This window comes from Roseibium sp. ROS1 (genome assembly GCF_054658215.1).
On sequence record NZ_BAAGIG010000003.1, the window covers coordinates 1,394,572 to 1,410,837 of the forward strand.

Genomic DNA, 16,266 nt, shown 5'->3' on the forward strand with positions numbered 1-16,266 from the left:
GTCAAGCGCGCGCGTGAATTTTGTCAGTCGTCGCCAGCCAGAGACCGGACCAGATCGACGATCCGGCGGCGTACTTTCGGGTCTTCAATCCGCACGAATGCCTTGTTCAGGGACAGGCCTTCGGAAGAAGACAGGAAGTCGACGACATAAGAGGTCGGCTGCGTTTCGCCGAAACCTTCCGCCTCTTCAGGCGTACCGGGCGCATCTTCGAAGAAAAAGGAAACCGGGACTTTCAGAACGGTTGCGATGTGTTGCAACCGGCTGGCACCGATACGGTTGGTGCCTTTTTCGTATTTCTGGATCTGCTGGAAGGTGATGCCCAGACTTTCGCCAAGCTTTTCCTGACTCATGCCTAGCATCATGCGGCGAAGCCGAACGCGGCTGCCAACATGAATATCGATCGGATTCGGAGACTTTTTACTGGGCATCTGTGTCGCTCTTTCTTTTTCTCGCGGAAAAAGCCCGCTCGTTTTCGTTTGCACAAGCTCTCCTGACATCCCCCCACAGGCTCAAGAGACCGAAGTTTGCCCGCAACCTTTCACTTGTACATGAAGCAGCCTTCAATCGGCTATTTCACGGTTGTATCACAGTTTCTTCACTCAACTCAAACAAAAAATATCAATTTACACGCGAATCGCGGTTGTATTGGTAAAACCCGGCAAATACTACGATAAGAAACGAGATAACGAGCACGGGCAGATCGCCAAAAATGCCGTAGAGAGTATTGTCTAGTCTCTGCGGAAGCTTGGAATCGATCAGACCTTTTTCGAATATCGCGAGTTTCGCGACCACCTGACCTTTGGCATCAATCACCGCTGAAATGCCTGTATTTGCAGCTCTAATCAGCGGCAGGCCGGTTTCGATTGCACGTAAACGAGCCTGTGCGAGATGCTGATAAGGGCCGGGCGTCCGGCCAAACCAGGCGTCGTTGGTAACGTTCAGCAGAAAGTCCGGCCTTCTGGAAACACCGTCCAGAGATCCCGGAAAAATTGCCTCATAGCAAATCATGGGTAGAAAACTAAAACTTTCGGAGGTGGTCAGTACACGCGGTTGATACCCGGCCTCGAACCCATCCATGGGGCCCGCAAGGTTAGAAATTCCCAGTGATTCAAGCAGAGGTTTAAACGGAACGTATTCGCCGAAAGGCACGAGCCGAACCTTGTCGTAGATGCCCTGGACGGTGCCCTCGGTGCCGATGACGAAGACGCTGTTAAAGTAATCAGCCCCTCTCATGCCGGGCTCGGCCCGGATCGCGCCGGTCACCAGTTCGGTCTTGTCACCGAGCGACTGACCGATCCGGAACAAGGCTCCCGGCTCCTGTGTCAGCAGGAAGGGAACAGCCGATTCCGGCCAGACCACCATGCGCGGCTGTCCGACGCGCGCGGCACCGCCAAGCGGCGCTTCGGTCATGTCGAGGAAGGTCTGAAAGATCTCGTCGCGCAGCTCCGGCCGCCATTTGTCTTTCTGATCGATCGATGGCTGTACAATTCGGATGTCGAGATCGGCAACGGGCAATGCCGTCTGCCAGAGCCTGACGGCGCCATAACCCGCAACCGCGGCCAGGGCAACCGCCGCAACGACAACGGCCGTCGCACGCTGGCGAAACGGGCGAGCGTCTGCCAGAACGGCCGGCGTCGAAAAGACCGCAACCACGAAGAAGCTGAGACCATAAAGCCCGACGAGACTTGCCGCCTGCGACACGCTCAGCGATCCGGACACGCCATAACCGAAGGCATTCCAGGGAAACCCGGTCAGGACATGGCCGCGCAACCAGTCCGTCAGGGTCAGGCCGGCAGCAAGCACCAGGATGCGGCGAAACTGGTCACTCCAGAATATCGCGGCCAGTCCCACCCCAAGACCCGTGAACAGCGCCAGTCCGACAGGCATTGCCAGCACGGCAAAGGGCATCAGCCAGGCAAAGCGCTCCGCTTCCACCAGAAACGCCGCGCCGATCCACCAAAGACCCGAGAGAAAATAGCCGAAGCCGAACAACCAGCCGAGCGCGAAGCCCGTGCGAAACCGCTGAACCCGCTTGCCGGGTGCGGGATCGACCGCTCCGTCCAGCATCCAGACCAGACAGGGAAACGTGACCAGAAGCACGAAAGTGAAGTCATAAGGGGGAAGCGCAAAGGCCGTCAGCGCACCGCAGGCGGCGCACAAGAGACGGCGCTGCCAGCCCCATGCCAGAAGAAAGGTATTTGGCAGGGCCGACAGGCGGTGTGACAACCATTGCATCAAAGAGCTTCCCCATACTTGCGGTCAGGAGATTTGTCGGCTCGCCGCAGTGGGGTCAAGGGTTAATACCAACGGCGCGCGAAGAAGTCGCTTCGAGACGACGGGCCATCGGCACCGTTGGCAAGCATCCTTTTGGCTGGTTTCGGCGTCCGGCCGCTCATCCGTTTCCGCTGGACGCAGCAACCTTGGTCTTGGTGCTTTCGCTGTCCTGGCTGCTCTCGCCGGAAACGGAATCGGTCCGCTTTGGACGGCGACGAAGGTCCGGCGGGCGCGCGTCGGCGCGGCGGCGGCGGATCTTCAAGCGCTTGATGCGGCGCGGATCCGCATCCATTATCTCGAATTCGAACCCGGGCACTTCATCCGGCACCAGCAGCAGCTCGCCGCGGACCGGTACGCGGCCAACGGAGACATAGAGCAGACCACCGAGCGTATCGACGTCCTCGGAAATCTCGCCGTCGTTCAGCTGCGTGCCGAGCGCTTCGTCGAGTTCCTCAAGCGGCAGACGCGGATCTGCGATCCACACGCCCTCGCCGGCGGCAGCCAGCATGGCTTCCTCGTCCTCGTCGTGTTCGTCTTCGATATCACCGACAACTTCCTCGACAAGATCTTCCAGCGACACAAGTCCGTCGGTTCCGCCATATTCGTCGATCACCAGCGCCATCTGGATACGATCGGCCTGCATTTTCGCCATCAGGTCCGTCGCCGGCATCGACGGCGGCACGAACAAGAGATTGCGCAGCAGATCCGTGTCCTTCAGCGAGACCGACAGGTCGACGCAGGACAGGTCCAGGTCGGGCATGTTGTGACCGTTCCGCGCAGGCGCATTCGAATTGGACGGTTGAAAGCCGGTTGTATCGTTTTCATTGTCCACAGAAGTTGCAGGACGGTTCGAAGCGCCACGTTCCGCGATATAGGCCATCAAATCCTTGATGTGGACCATGCCGCGCGGATCGTCGAGCGTCTCTTCGTAAACCGGCATGCGCGAATGCCCGCTCGTCTGGAACAGTTCCATGACGCGGCTGAGGCTGGTTTCCAGATCGACCGCGTCGATATCCGCACGCGGGATCATGACGTCGTCGACGCGCAATTCACGCAGTCTCAGAATGTTGCCGAGGAGCATTCGCTCCTCCGGCGAGAAGGCAGCATCACCGCCCTCGCGAGCAAGTTCGTCCTCCAGGTTCTCGCGCAAGCTCGATGACTGGCGGCCCAAGCGCAGGAAGCGTTTGAGAAGATCGAGAAAGGCCGCAGGTTTCTGCGGCTTCAGCTGTTGCGGGTCTTCCCCGTCCTGGTCCTGTCCGGTGCTGGCAGGCTTCTGCCCGGTTGCCGGACTTTGCGGTTCAATTGAGTTCATCATCCATCAATCAAGAACATCACATCCCATGATGCCACTTAACCGCCGTCGGCCACAAGTGGCCTGTCCGCGTAAGGGTCATCGATGCCAAGAGACGCCAGAATGGACTTCTCAAGGCTTTCCATCAGTTCCGCCTCTTCACTTTCCTGATGATCATAATCGAAAAGGTGAAGCAAACCGTGAACAGTCAGATGGGTAAGGTGATCGGAAAATTCAATTCCAAGGTCTGCAGCTTCCGCTGCGACGGTTTCATAGGCGAAAACGATGTCCCCCAGAAGGGGGCCATAAACGTCGCCTTGCGGATCGCTGCCGGGAAAGGACAGGACGTTCGTTGCCTTGTCCTTGTCGCGCCATTTCGCGTTCAGCTGCCGGATCGACGCGTCGTCGGTAAACAGCAGCGAGACTTCCGTTCCCTCCAGCACTTCCAGATCCGCCCCCGCAAAGGCAGCGGTGATGGCCTTTGCAGCTATTGCCTCCAACTGGCTTTCCGCCGGCCAATCACCCGCTTCTATCGACAGGTCTATCTGAAAACTATCAGGCAATCGGTCTGGCATCGTAAGCAAGGGCTTTTCAGGAATTTGCGGCTTCACGAGGGCGCGCAGAGGCACCGTCGCGGTCCGCACCACGTTGTCGCTCGGCAAAGCGGCGCTCGCGCGCTTCCGATTCTTCCCGAGAGGCGTTGTCGTAAGCGGTCACGATCCTTCCGACCAGCTCGTGACGGACAACGTCCTTCTCGTTGAAGCGGATATGGGCAACTTCCGGAATGTCCGTCAAAAGCCCCAGCGCTTCACGCAGACCGGACATCTGTCCTGACGGCAGGTCGATCTGGCTCGGATCGCCGGTGACGATCATCTTCGAGCCTTCCCCAAGACGCGTCAGGAACATCTTCATCTGCATGGAGGTCGTGTTCTGCGCCTCGTCGAGCAGCACCACCGCGTTGGAGAGCGTTCGGCCGCGCATGAAGGCGAGCGGCGCCACTTCGATCATGCCGGACTGCAAGCCACGATCGACCTTCTCGGCAGGCATCATCTCGTAAAGCGCATCGTAGATCGGTCGCAGGTACGGATCGACCTTGTCCTTCATTTCACCCGGCAGGAAGCCGAGGCGCTCACCGGCTTCCACTGCAGGACGGGACAGGATCAGACGGGCCACATCGCCGCGCTCCAGAAGAGCTGCTGCATAGGCAACCGCCAGAAAGGTCTTGCCGGTACCGGCCGGGCCGGTTCCGAAAATCAGGTCGGCCCGATCCATCGACCGGATGTAGGCATCCTGGGTCGGTGTGCGGGCGACGATCGTTTTCCGGCGGGTCGCGATCTGGGCGAAGGCCAGCCGGGACTTCGGCTCCAGCGTCGGCAACGGCAGCTGCGCTTCCGCAGCCGCTGCCATGCGCAGTGCGCCGTCGACATCACCCGGGTGGATTTCCTGTCCCTGCAGCAGACGCTGATACATGGCTTCCAGAGCCGTGCGTGCCTGGGCGCAGCCAACCTGGCTGCCTTTCAGTGTCACCTGGTTGCCCCGGGCAATCGCGTCGATGCCGAGACGCTGCTCGATCAGCGCAAGGTTCTGGTCGAATTGCCCAAACAGATCTCCGATCAGCCGGTTATCTTCAAAGGCAAGAACAATATGGGTCATGTCGGAGGCCGAACCGGCCGCAGAGGATTGTACCGAAGACTTGCGGGATGAAGAGTGGCTGTCGCGCGTCAAATGACGTCTCCTTTAGGCCGCCGGAGCCGGGATGCGTCCGGACCTTCCAAGATCATCTTGCCCCGCAATCAGCCGCCCGAACAGGGAATTGGACCCGATGTCGACGATTTCCACCGCTTGTATTGACCCGATGAGGTCTTCAGGTGCATCCAGCTGCACCGGCTGCAACCACGGCGACTTGCCGACCAGCTGCCCGGGATTGCGGCCGGTCTTCTCCAGAAGCACGTCGCAGGTCATGCCCAGACGCGAGGCGTTGAACGCCTTCTGCTGGTCGGCAACCAGCGCCTGAAGCGCGGCCAGCCGTGCGGACTTGACGTCCTCCGGCACCTGTTCGTCCATGGTTGCGCCGGGCGTACCGGGCCTGGAACTGTATTTGAACGAGAAGGCCGAGCCGTAGCCGACCTGTCGAATCAGATCCATCGTGTCTTCGAAATCCTGGTCGCTCTCGCCCGGGAAACCGACGATGAAATCGCCTGAGAGCGCAATGTCGGGAGAGACCTCGCGAATGCGGTCGATCAGGCGGAAATACTCATCGCGCGTGTGCCGGCGGTTCATCGCCTTCAGGATCTTGTCGGACCCGGACTGCACCGGCAGGTGCAGATACGGCATCAGGCTTTTCAGGTCCCGATGCGCCTCGATCAGGTCGTCATCCATGTCGCGCGGATGGCTGGTGGTGTAGCGCAGCCGGTCCAGACCGTCGATTTCCGCCAGACGACGCAGCAACCGGCCAAGACCCCAGACGGCACCATCCGGCGATGTGCCGTGATACGCGTTAACGTTCTGGCCCAGCAGCGTGATCTCGCGTACCCCGGCCGCGGCCATGCGTTCGGCTTCGCTGACGATCTGTTCGACAGAGCGGGAGACTTCGGCCCCGCGCGTGTAGGGAACGACGCAGAAGGTGCAGAACTTGTCGCAGCCTTCCTGCACGGTCAGGAAGGCGGATGGCGGGCGTTTGAGAACCTGCTTTTCGGCACGTTCCGACAGGTGATTGAACTTGGCGTCGATATCAAACTCGGTCTCGACAACCTTGGAGCCTGCGCGGGCCTTTTCCAGAAGGGACGGCAGCTGATGATAGCTCTGCGGGCCCACCACAAGATCGACAATCGGAGCCCGGCGAGAAATTTCCTCGCCCTCCGCCTGCGCAACGCAGCCGGCGACACCCACCATCATGTCCTTGCCGGATTTTGCCCGCTCTTCCTTGACCTTGCGGATGCGGCCAAGCTCCGAATAGACTTTCTCGGCTGCCTTTTCACGAATATGGCAGGTGTTCAGAATGACAAGATCCGCGTCTTCCAGATCGTCCGTCGCCTCGAATCCTTCCGGTGCCAGCACATCGGTCATGCGCTCGCTGTCGTAGACGTTCATCTGGCAGCCATAGGTACGCACGAACACCTTGCGGGTGTTTCCGCCTTTGCGGGCGTCTGTCATATCGGTGGCGGAAACGGCGGTGACGTTCGTTTCCAAGTCTTGTTCAGGGCGGCTTGTCATTCGCTCCTCGTGGGGCTCCTCATGGCCTTGATACGCTGGCCTTTTTCAGGCGGCCGGATGTCGTGAATGTCGGTACCTTCATCGGGCAGTTCACCCGGCACAGGCACAGGATCGATCCGTCCTTCATGCCCGGGACCCGCGCCTGAGACCGGCGGCGGACCGCACCTTGCAAATTCAGGCGCCAGCTTTAGCGGTTTTTTCCGCGTTTGAGAAGAACTCGAGTGTCTCGATTTCGCTGAAATCTTCGGTGTCGACCGGCTTTTGCAGCAGCGAGGCTATCGTCATGGCCCGAACCTCCGTTTCCAGACGGCGGGTCAGGGCTTTCCGGTCCGTTGTCCGGTCAACCAGAACCGGCTCGCCCCAGCGCACCACCACGTCGAGTGCACCGCGCGAAAAGATGCCCCACAGATGGCCGGCGAGTTCCATATCGCCATACCAGGCGACATGCGGCCGATGGGCCCGGCCCATCGGCAGGCCGTAAAAGCCCTGATAGGCGACCGAAAGCGGCTGCACCCAGACTTTCGAGGTTTCGTCCTCACCGACCGCACGGGTGGCGGCGCCCAGTAGGGCCGAGCGAAACGGCAGGACGCAATTGCCGTCGTTGGAGGTACCTTCGGCAAACAGGACCATCGCGTCGCCGGCAGCCATGCGAACGGCGATGGCATCGGCAACCTGGGCGGTTTCCGTGCGCCGGGTGCGATTGACGAATACCGTGCGCTGAAGCTTGGCGAACAGACCGAAAATGGGCCAGCCGGAAACCTCGGACTTGGCGATGAAGGAGAGAGGCATCAGCGAGCCGACCACGGTGATATCGACCCAGGATGCGTGGTTGGAGGCGATCAACAACGGCCGGTCCACTGCCGGGGCCCCGATCTGCTCGATCTTGATGCCCACAAGCCGGGTGGCGATCCGGTGCCAGAGCTGGGGCAGTTTTCGCTGCATCTTAAGCCCGAGCTTCACCGCCAGCCACTGAAGCGGGATCAGCACCAGCGAGACCAGCGTCAGAAGGAAGATAATAACCCCGGCCTTGAGCTCAGCCATCGCCCTGATTATCCTTCGGGACATCGAGTGGGACGCCATAAAGTTCCAGCCGGTGATCGACCAGACGGTAACCCAGCTTCTTGGCGATGAATTCCTGCAAGGCCTCGATTTCCTCGTTGCGGAATTCGATGACCTGGCCGGAGCGCAGATCGATCAGATGGTCGTGATGCTCGTCCGGAACGGTTTCATAACGCGACCGACCGTCACGAAAATCGTGCCGTTCGATCATGCCGGCGTCCTCGAACAGCTTCACCGTGCGATAGACCGTCGAAATGGAAATGCCGGGATCGATCGCCACGGAGCGGCGGTAGAGTTCCTCGACGTCCGGGTGCTCGTCGGACGCGGCTTCGATGACGGAGGCAATGACGCGACGCTGTTCGGTCATGCGCATACCTTTTTCGATGCACAAGTCCGCTAGCGTTGATTGCCGCTCTTCCGCCATTGCGATGCCGTCCGCTGTCTGTTTCCGATACCGTATCCGTTTCCGCTACAGCGCTTAACCAAGATCGACGCGCATGACAAGCGCGGTGCCGTCTCCTCCACTGTCGCTGTAATAGCCTTTGCGGCTGCCGACTTCCTTGAAGCCGAGCGCCCGGTACAGCAGCAGAGCCGGTTCGTTGGCTGCGTCCACTTCCAGAAAAAGGTGTTTGCAACGTTCACCGTAGAGCCGAAACAGGCCGGCTTCCATCAGCTTCTTGCCGATGCCACGGCCGCGTTGGCGCGGGTGAACCGCAATGGTGATGACCTCGGCTTCGTCGGCAACGGTGCGCACGATCAGGAAACCAAGCGGTGCGCGCGTGCCATAGGGGCTCGCCCGGCGTGCCACCAGAAACATCGTCCCCGCATGCGCTTTCATCCGCGCAAGCTCGTCCGTATTCCATTTGTGCTTGAAACAAAGCGCGTGGATGTCGGCAATCTTCGGTAGATCCTCGTCCAGCGCCTCTTCTATCACCGGCGGCTGGGTCCAGAACCACCAAAAACTCATTGCCGTTCTATCCTTCCCTTCGTTTGCGGCGTCGCATCGGGCGGCCGCAAATAGAGTGGCGAAGGGGATGACCTCGAAGGATCGGCGGAGATCCCCAGTTCCGCGACATCCCGAATACCCGGGAAAGTGCTGCGGGACAATATCGCGCTTTCCGGAAGCCCAAGCTCCCTCGCGATTTTTTCCGATGCCGATCCTGCCAATCTTATGTCCTTGGGCAGGTTCGCCGCAAGATCTGCGATGGTGCGGACACCGGCTTCATCGGCAGCGGTGCCGGACGCATGATAAAGCTGGCAGTAGACCTCGTCTGCCTTTCCCGTCAGCGCCACCAGCACGGGACCGCCGTCATCTCCCGGCACGGCGGAACGGGCAATGGCTGCCAGGGTCGTTACGCCGACAACCGGCTTTCCGAGCACGAGACCAAAGCCGCGGGCAACCGCCAGTCCGACGCGAAGGCCGGTAAAGCTGCCGGGTCCGATGGTCACGGCAACGCGGTCGAGCTCGGAAAAGGTGGTGGACGACTCGGCCATGACCTCACCGATCATGTCCATCAGCTTCTCGGCATGGCCGCGGCCGATCTCCTCGCCGCACGCCTCGAAACACGCGGTTTCGACACCGTCGTCGAGAACGGCGGCGGCGCAATTGGCAAGGGCTGTATCGATGGCGAGGACGCGCATTCCGGTTTGGCTCATGGTTTTCGTGTCCCACATGCCACTACCCCGCCCCGGCCCGCGAGTCGAGCGGGGCTTTGGACCTAAGTCCAAAGGGGGGCTTGCCTTCCACAAAGAATGGGAGTCGAAAATATTAAAGGCCCGGACAAGAGGCCGGGCCTTTGAAATTCTTCAGGAATGCTCCGATCAGATCGGGCGGACTTCCTCGACTTCCGGAACGAAGTGACGCAGCAGGTTCTGGATGCCGTGCTGCAGTGTTGCCGTGGATGACGGGCAGCCGGCGCAGGCGCCGCGCATGGACAGATAGACCACGCCTTCCTTGAAACCCTTGAAGGTGATGTCGCCACCATCCTGCGCCACAGCCGGACGCACCCGGGTTTCCAGGAGTTCCTTGATGGTGCTGACGGTGTCCGCGTCCCCTGCCTCGAAGAATTCGCCTTCCTCGATATTTTCCGCTTCGCTGGTGGCCATGACCGGCTGTCCGGACATGAACTGCTCCATGATCACGCCCAGGATGGCGGGTTTCATGTGCTGCCAGTCGGTTTCGTCCTTGGTCACGGTCACGAAGTCGTGGCCGAAGAAGACCGCGACCACGCCCGGCACGTCGAACAGTTTCTGTGCAAGAGGCGACACCCCGGCGTCGGTCCTGGAGCGGAAATCGTAGGTTCCCTCCGGCAGGACAACCCGTCCCGGCAGGAATTTCAGTGTCGCCGGATTGGGAGTGGCTTCGGTTTGAATGAACATCTTGTCTCGTCCTTGCGCTTCAGGTCGCGCCCATGTTGCCGGCTTCGTTTTGCGCCTCACCTCCATCGCAAAACGCCGATGAATGTTTCTAACGTATCTCTCGGCAGTTTGGAACCGTTAAAAACTAGATAGGTGCAGATCCTGCCTGGTCAAGCCGTCTTCTTGAATCCGGCAGCCCTGCGATCGCTCGTCAAGCCAGCGCGGCGATGGAATCATCGTCCAGGTTACCCGGCACGATCGTCACCGGAATGGGGAAGGTTCCCGCGGATTTTCCGGCAATCGACGACACCAGAGGTCCCGGCCCTTCAGAGCCCGTGCTGGCGGCCAGGATCAGGATCGCGATGTCGGCATCCGCCTCGATCAGCTCCATGATCTCCTCGGCCTTTGTCCCTTCCCTCACCACCGATTCCGGTTCGGTACGGGCAACGGACCGCACGCGCTCTGCAGCTTTCGCAAGCGCTGCCTCGGCTTCTTCCTGGGCTTCCGCCCGCATGATGTCTTCAACCCCCAGCCAATGCTGGAAGTCGCCAGGCGCAATGATGAAGACCAGCGTCACGACGCCGCCGGTCCGGGCCGCCCGTTTTGCGGCATATACGATCGCCCGGTCACATTCGGGCGTCTCGTCGACCACGACCAGAAACTTCCGGCGGTGGCCTTCCTCGTTGCTTTTTCTGATAGCTACCATGGGCCGCATGCTGCCACCGGTCCGCGCACTCCGCAAGCGGCGAAATCGCCGCGCACGGAGCGCTCAACCGGTGTCTTTCCGCATGCCTCCTAGAGGATGAACTTCGACAGGTCGACGTTCTTGGCAAGGTCGCCGATGTTGTCGCGAACGAATTTGCCCGTGATCTCCACCTCTTCACCCGGACGGTCCGGCGCCGTGAAGGAAATCTCGTCGAGAATGCGCTCCATCACCGTCTGCAGACGGCGGGCACCGATGTTCTCGACAGAGGCATTGAGATCAACCGCAATCGAGGCGATCTCGTCGATGGCATCCTCTGTGAAGTTCAGCGTGACCTTTTCCGTTTCCATCAGCGCAACATACTGCTTGATGAGGCTGGCTTCCGGTTCGGTCAGGATCGCGCGGAAATCGTCCTTGTCGAGCGCACGCAGCTCGACCCGGATCGGCAGGCGGCCCTGCAGCTCCGGCAAAAGGTCCGAAGGCTTTGCGACGTGGAATGCACCGGAAGCGATGAACAGGATGTGGTCGGTCTTGACCGGTCCGTGCTTGGTGGAGACCACCGTTCCTTCGATCAGCGGCAGCAGGTCACGCTGTACGCCTTCACGAGAGACATCGGCTCCCGCACGGCCTTCACGGGCACAGATCTTGTCAATCTCGTCCAGAAAGACGATGCCGGAATTCTCGACAAGTGAAATTGCTTCTTCCACCACCTTGTCGTCGTCGAGCAGCTTGTCGGATTCCTCGTTGATCAGGAGCTGGTAGCTGTCGCGAACGGTGGTGCGTTTGGTCTTGGTCTGGCCACCGAACGCCTTGCCCAGCAGATCGGAGACATTCATCACCCCGACGCTGGCACCCGGCATACCCGGCAGATCAAAGCTCGGCATCTGTGCCTGGGCCCTGACCTCGACCTCGATTTCCTTCTCGTCCATCTCGCCGTTGCGCAGCTTGGTGCGGAAGCTGTCCCGGGTTGCCGGGCTTGCGTTCTTGCCGACCAGCGCATCCAGCACGCGTTCCTCGGCCAGCATGTGTGCCTTGGCCTTCACCGCTTCGCGCTTCTGGTCGCGCACCAGCGTGATGCCGGCTTCCACCAGATCACGGACGATCTGCTCCACGTCGCGGCCGACATAGCCGACCTCTGTGAACTTGGTGGCTTCCACCTTGGTGAAGGGGGCATTTGCCAGCTTTGCCAGACGGCGGGAAATTTCGGTCTTGCCGACGCCGGTCGGGCCGATCATCAGGATGTTCTTCGGCAGAACTTCCTCGCGCATCTGGCCTTGCAGCTGCTGGCGGCGCCAGCGGTTGCGCAATGCAATTGCGACCGCGCGCTTGGCATCTTTCTGGCCGACGATGTAGCGGTCGAGTTCGGAAACGATCTCACGCGGAGAAAAATCGGACATTGTTTAAGACACGCCTTCTTTACTTACGAGTTCCATCAGCAGGCAGTCGCCGGTGCGTCCCAGAAGCGCTTCGATCTCCTGAAAGCCCGCCTTGCGATAGGCCTTCAGGGCCCTGAGATTGGCCGGATCCGGATCGATGATGATCCGTTCGTGACCTTCCTCGCGCAACTGGCGGACAAACGCCTGCAAAGTTCTTGTTCCAAGTCCCCGGGACAGATCTTCCTCGAATGCAATCGAGAGGTCGACACCGACAGCCTCTGCCGGCAGCCGTTCCAGCCAGGGATAATCCGCCGCAAATGCGCTTCCCTGCTGATCGCCGACAAACCAGACCTGGATATAGCCCTTGTCGGTGCCGTCTTCCTGAAAGATGAAAGGCCGGGTCGTATCCCTGCCTTCGACCATGTCCCGGATGTTGCTCAACTCTTCGTCCGGATCGCCCCACCATTGCCGCCAGTGCGGGCGCGCCAACCAATTCGCCAGCATGGGCAAATCCTCGGCGGTGACGGGGCGAAACGAAATCATCGGCCCTTACTCGGCCGTATCCAGCGACTCGACCGTCACGCTGGCGTTCGTGTAAACGCAGATTTCCGCTGCAACCGCCATCGCCTTGCGGGCTATGGTTTCTGCGTCAAAGTCGGTATCTGCCAGGGCACGTCCGGCCGCAAGTGCATAGTTGCCGCCAGAACCGATACCCATGACACCCCCTTCGGGCTCCAGAACGTCGCCGGTACCGGTCAGCACCAGCGACACGTTCTTGTCGGCCACCAGCATCATCGCTTCCAGTCGGCGTAGATAGCGGTCGGTCCGCCAGTCCTTGGCAAGTTCCACGCAGGCGCGCATCAGCTGGCCGGGGTACTGTTCCAGCTTCGCTTCAAGGCGCTCGAACAGGGTGAAGGCATCGGCGGTTGCACCGGCAAAACCGGCAATAACCTCGCCCTTGGCCAGCAGGCGTACCTTGCGGGCGGTGTGCTTGATCACGGTCTGGCCGAGGGAGACCTGGCCGTCACCGGCGATCACCACCTTGCCACCCTTGCGCACCATCATGATCGTCGTACCGTGCCACTGGGCCGGTTCGCGCGTTTCGCTCATTCAATCCTCTTGGCAATCTTCATGGTCATCTTGTCTGCCGCCCTATGTAGGCGGCAAATCCGGTATTTCCAAGCAGTCAATGGGATGCGGCCTTGTTGAGCCCGGCTATGAAGCCGACCGAAATCGGCTCAAGACACACATTTTCAGGGTGATTTCTGCCGGCAATTCAAAACCTCAGTGTGACATCTCGATCCGGGTTGCCCGCAAAAGTGCGTCCACCAGCTTGTCGAGCTGGCCGCCTGCCCGTTCATCGGAAAGTTCGCCCTTGTCGTCGAACGCGCCCGCCGCTTTGGGTACGGCCACCATCTGCGGCAGGACCATTGCTCCAAGGCCGACTTCCAGAATGGTGCGCATGCCGATCAGACCGCGCATGCCGCCGAACGCGCCGGTTGAAGCTGCACCGAGCGCAAAGACCTTGGTCTTGTAGGGATCGCCCGGTTCCTTCACGCGGCTGATCCAGTCCAGGGTGTTTTTCAGCAGCGGCGAGATGCCGGCGTTATATTCCGGACAGGACAGAAAAATACCATCCTGCGCCAGGAACAAGCGTTTGAGTTTCCTGGCATTTTCCGGAACGCCATTCGTGTCCTCCAGATCGCCGTCATAGATCGGCAACGGATAGTCCTTCAGCGACAGATGCGTCACCTGAGCATCCAGGATTGCAAGTTTCTTGGCGGCCAGCGCCGTCAGTCTGCCGTTGAAGGAACCGCTTCGGACCGAGCCCGAGCAAACGAGGATCTTCGGATTGCGCATCAGAACCTACCCTACAAATGTCCGGCTCGCGCGTGGCACCGCGGTGAACCGCCTGAGGGCAAGTTTAGGGCGCTTTTCGGGAAATGGGAGTGCTTCCTGCCCGCTGTCCCCTGCCGTCTGAGCCCTCAATGGGCCTTGCGGTAAACCCAGACGCGTGCCGGAGGCAGGTTTTTCCAGACCCAGTCCGAACTGAAGACGGAGACAGAGCGGTTGTCCGGCTTCACCGGAGCGACCAGCCCGTAGGAAAACTGGATGAAGGGCGCGCCCGGTTTCAGAATTTCCAGAGCTTCCGCCAGCAGCGCCTTGCGGACCGTTTCCGGTCGCGTCAGCAGCGGCAGGGACGAGACGATGCCATCAAGCGAATGACGCTGGTCTTCCGCAGCCGACAGCGTATCGCCAGCGCGCGAGAGGGTGGCGCCAAGGGCGTAGGCATCACCCTGGACAATTTTCAGGCCGGGGTATCTGCGGGTCAGCAGTTCGCAAAATTCCGGGCAATACTCGATGAGCCTGAGCTGCTGGGAGGAAAATCCACGGTCCAGAATCGCCTTCGTGACGACGCCGGTTCCCGGCCCGAGTTCCACAACCCTTGAATGGGGACGCGGTGTCAGAAAGGACGCCATCTTGGCGGCGAGCTCTGGCCCGGAAGGGGCAACGGCACCGGTTCGAAGCGGGTTCTGAGCCCAGGAACGGATGAATTTGACTTCATCGAGCACCTTCGCCCGAACGGCACTTGCCTTCTCAAGCTTTTCCCGAAAAGCTTCCCGGCGCGAGCTATTGCGTTTCAGCATCTTTCCTCACTCACATCCCCCACGCGGGGAATATAGGAGTGATTGCAATAAGATGCCATGGGCAAGCGCACATATTGAACGCATACGTCACCCTTTGCAGACTGCTTATGCACCGAGATTATCGATGAAATCCTTCACCTTGGAGAAAAACCCAGCCGATTCCGGGTGGTTTTCACCGGAGGATTCCTTCTCGAATTCCGCCAGAAGCTCACGTTGGCGCCGGGTCAGATTGGTCGGTGTTTCGACCGTGACCTGAATATACATGTCGCCGTGCTGGCTGGAACGCATGATCGGCATGCCCTTGCCGCGCAACCGGAACTGCTTTCCGGTCTGGGTGCCTTCGGGCACCTTCACGCGGCTGGTCGACCCTTCGACCGTCGGCACGTCGAACTGACCACCCAGGGTCGCGGTCGACATGGAAATCGGCACGCGGCAGTAAAGATCGGCGCCATCGCGCTGGAAAAGCTCGTGCGGCCTTATGGAGAGGAAGATATAGAGATCCCCCGCGGGGCCACCGCGCACGCCTGCTTCACCTTCACCTGCCAGCCGAATACGGGTTCCGTCCTCGATACCGGCCGGAATGTTGACCGACAGCGTGCGCTCCTGGGTCTTGCGTCCGGAGCCGCTACAGCTTTCGCACGGATCGGTAATCACCTGGCCGCGTCCCTGGCAGCTCGGACAGGTGCGTTCCAGCGTGAAGAAGCCCTGCGCGGCACGCACGCGGCCTGCCCCGCCACATGTGCGGCAGGTCGTCGGGCTGGTTCCGGGCTTTGCGCCCGAACCGGAGCAATCGTCGCAGGTAACGCTGGTAGGAACCTCTATCTCCACCGTCTTTCCGGTAAAGGCATCCTCCAGCGTGATATCCAGATTGTAGCGCAGGTCCGCGCCACGTTCGCGTCCGCCCGACCGGCGGCCACCGCCGCCACCCATGCCGAAGAATTCCTCGAAGATATCGGACATGGTAGAGGAAAAGTCGTGGGCGCCGGCACCGCCGCCGCCAAAACCACCGTTTTCGAAGGCCGCATGGCCGAAACGGTCATAGGCCGCACGCTTCTGGCTGTCCTTCAGCGTGTCATAGGCCTCGTTGACTTCCTTGAACTTGGCTTCGGCGGCCTCGTCGCCCGGATTGCGGTCCGGGTGAAATTGCATGGCCATCTTGCGGTAGGCGCTTTTCAGCGCTTTTTCGTCCGCCTCACGCGAAACACCCAGCACCTCATAGAAATCACGTTTCGACATCAAGATCTTCCGGTCTTGTTGTTGCACCGCTGGCGGCCTGGCAAATGCCGGCGCCAATTACGGCGAAGGCGCCGCGCACAAGTGCCCTTTCATCAGGCAGTCGAGCGA

18 protein-coding genes are annotated in these 16,266 nt (G+C 60.3%); all 18 read right to left on the minus strand.

Translation table 11 applies throughout. The features are described 5' to 3' along the window. Positions 1-23 precede the first annotated feature (23 nt). The 18 genes from ACYQ6M_RS22570 to dnaJ all read right to left on the minus strand — a co-directional run bounded on the left by ACYQ6M_RS22570 (position 24) and on the right by dnaJ (position 16,158). Positions 24-428, minus strand: coding sequence for a helix-turn-helix domain-containing protein (locus ACYQ6M_RS22570; protein ID WP_023014432.1), 405 nt, complete (start codon positions 426-428; stop codon positions 24-26). A 190-nt stretch (positions 429-618) separates the two neighbouring features. Next, positions 619-2,235 carry an apolipoprotein N-acyltransferase gene (gene lnt / locus ACYQ6M_RS22575; RefSeq protein ID WP_460075673.1) on the minus strand — a complete coding sequence of 539 codons (1,617 nt, stop codon included), beginning with the start codon at positions 2,233-2,235 and terminating at the stop codon, positions 619-621. 157 nt (positions 2,236-2,392) lie between these two features. Then, positions 2,393-3,589 (minus strand): hemolysin family protein, encoded by a 1,197-nt coding sequence (locus tag ACYQ6M_RS22580; protein ID WP_022999118.1) that lies wholly within the window; start codon positions 3,587-3,589, stop codon positions 2,393-2,395. A 35-nt stretch (positions 3,590-3,624) separates the two neighbouring features. Then, positions 3,625-4,140: an rRNA maturation RNase YbeY gene (ybeY, locus tag ACYQ6M_RS22585; RefSeq protein ID WP_168691686.1), complete on the minus strand. Its 516-nt coding sequence runs from the start codon at positions 4,138-4,140 to the stop codon at positions 3,625-3,627. 16 nt (positions 4,141-4,156) lie between these two features. Then, on the minus strand, positions 4,157-5,218 hold the full coding sequence (locus ACYQ6M_RS22590; protein ID WP_022999120.1) for a PhoH family protein: 1,062 nt from the start codon (positions 5,216-5,218) through the stop codon (positions 4,157-4,159). An 84-nt stretch (positions 5,219-5,302) separates the two neighbouring features. Then, complete coding sequence (gene miaB, locus ACYQ6M_RS22595) at positions 5,303-6,754, minus strand: tRNA (N6-isopentenyl adenosine(37)-C2)-methylthiotransferase MiaB (RefSeq protein WP_460075745.1); 1,452 nt, start codon at positions 6,752-6,754, stop codon at positions 5,303-5,305. Between the two features lie 198 nt (positions 6,755-6,952). Continuing rightward, positions 6,953-7,819 carry a lyso-ornithine lipid O-acyltransferase gene (olsA, locus tag ACYQ6M_RS22600; protein WP_077291048.1) on the minus strand — a complete coding sequence of 289 codons (867 nt, stop codon included), beginning with the start codon at positions 7,817-7,819 and terminating at the stop codon, positions 6,953-6,955. Continuing rightward, entirely contained in the window at positions 7,812-8,261 is a 450-nt protein-coding gene (locus ACYQ6M_RS22605) for a Fur family transcriptional regulator (protein WP_031268709.1), read from the minus strand. Before ACYQ6M_RS22605 ends, olsA begins: the two co-directional genes overlap by 8 nt. Before the next feature lie 54 nt (positions 8,262-8,315). Continuing rightward, positions 8,316-8,804 carry a ribosomal protein S18-alanine N-acetyltransferase gene (rimI, locus tag ACYQ6M_RS22610; protein WP_022999124.1) on the minus strand — a complete coding sequence of 163 codons (489 nt, stop codon included), beginning with the start codon at positions 8,802-8,804 and terminating at the stop codon, positions 8,316-8,318. Next, positions 8,801-9,493 carry a tRNA (adenosine(37)-N6)-threonylcarbamoyltransferase complex dimerization subunit type 1 TsaB gene (tsaB, locus tag ACYQ6M_RS22615; protein WP_416384111.1) on the minus strand — a complete coding sequence of 231 codons (693 nt, stop codon included), beginning with the start codon at positions 9,491-9,493 and terminating at the stop codon, positions 8,801-8,803. The genes rimI and tsaB overlap by 4 nt, the downstream gene beginning before the upstream one ends. Positions 9,494-9,658: 165 nt before the next feature. Then, the gene (locus ACYQ6M_RS22620) at positions 9,659-10,216 is read right to left on the minus strand and encodes a NifU family protein (RefSeq protein WP_031268711.1); all 558 of its coding nucleotides are present in this window, start codon (positions 10,214-10,216) and stop codon (positions 9,659-9,661) included. Positions 10,217-10,406: 190 nt separating this feature from the next. After that, positions 10,407-10,901: a universal stress protein gene (locus tag ACYQ6M_RS22625; protein WP_031268712.1), complete on the minus strand. Its 495-nt coding sequence runs from the start codon at positions 10,899-10,901 to the stop codon at positions 10,407-10,409. A gap of 89 nt (positions 10,902-10,990) precedes the next feature. Then, the gene (gene hslU, locus ACYQ6M_RS22630; protein WP_022999128.1) at positions 10,991-12,295 is read right to left on the minus strand and encodes an ATP-dependent protease ATPase subunit HslU; all 1,305 of its coding nucleotides are present in this window, start codon (positions 12,293-12,295) and stop codon (positions 10,991-10,993) included. Between the two features lie 3 nt (positions 12,296-12,298). Next, a complete protein-coding gene (locus ACYQ6M_RS22635) occupies positions 12,299-12,817 on the minus strand; it encodes a GNAT family N-acetyltransferase (RefSeq protein WP_055657066.1) in 519 nt (172 codons plus the stop codon). 6 nt (positions 12,818-12,823) lie between these two features. After that, entirely contained in the window at positions 12,824-13,384 is a 561-nt protein-coding gene (gene hslV, locus ACYQ6M_RS22640) for an ATP-dependent protease subunit HslV (protein ID WP_022999130.1), read from the minus strand. Between the two features lie 174 nt (positions 13,385-13,558). Continuing rightward, on the minus strand, positions 13,559-14,134 hold the full coding sequence (locus tag ACYQ6M_RS22645; protein ID WP_055657064.1) for an NADPH-dependent FMN reductase: 576 nt from the start codon (positions 14,132-14,134) through the stop codon (positions 13,559-13,561). 125 nt (positions 14,135-14,259) lie between these two features. Then, on the minus strand, positions 14,260-14,922 hold the full coding sequence (locus ACYQ6M_RS22650) for a class I SAM-dependent methyltransferase (RefSeq protein WP_083660359.1): 663 nt from the start codon (positions 14,920-14,922) through the stop codon (positions 14,260-14,262). Between the two features lie 105 nt (positions 14,923-15,027). Beyond that, entirely contained in the window at positions 15,028-16,158 is a 1,131-nt protein-coding gene (dnaJ, locus tag ACYQ6M_RS22655; RefSeq protein ID WP_022999133.1) for a molecular chaperone DnaJ, read from the minus strand. Positions 16,159-16,266: the final 108 nt, after the last annotated feature.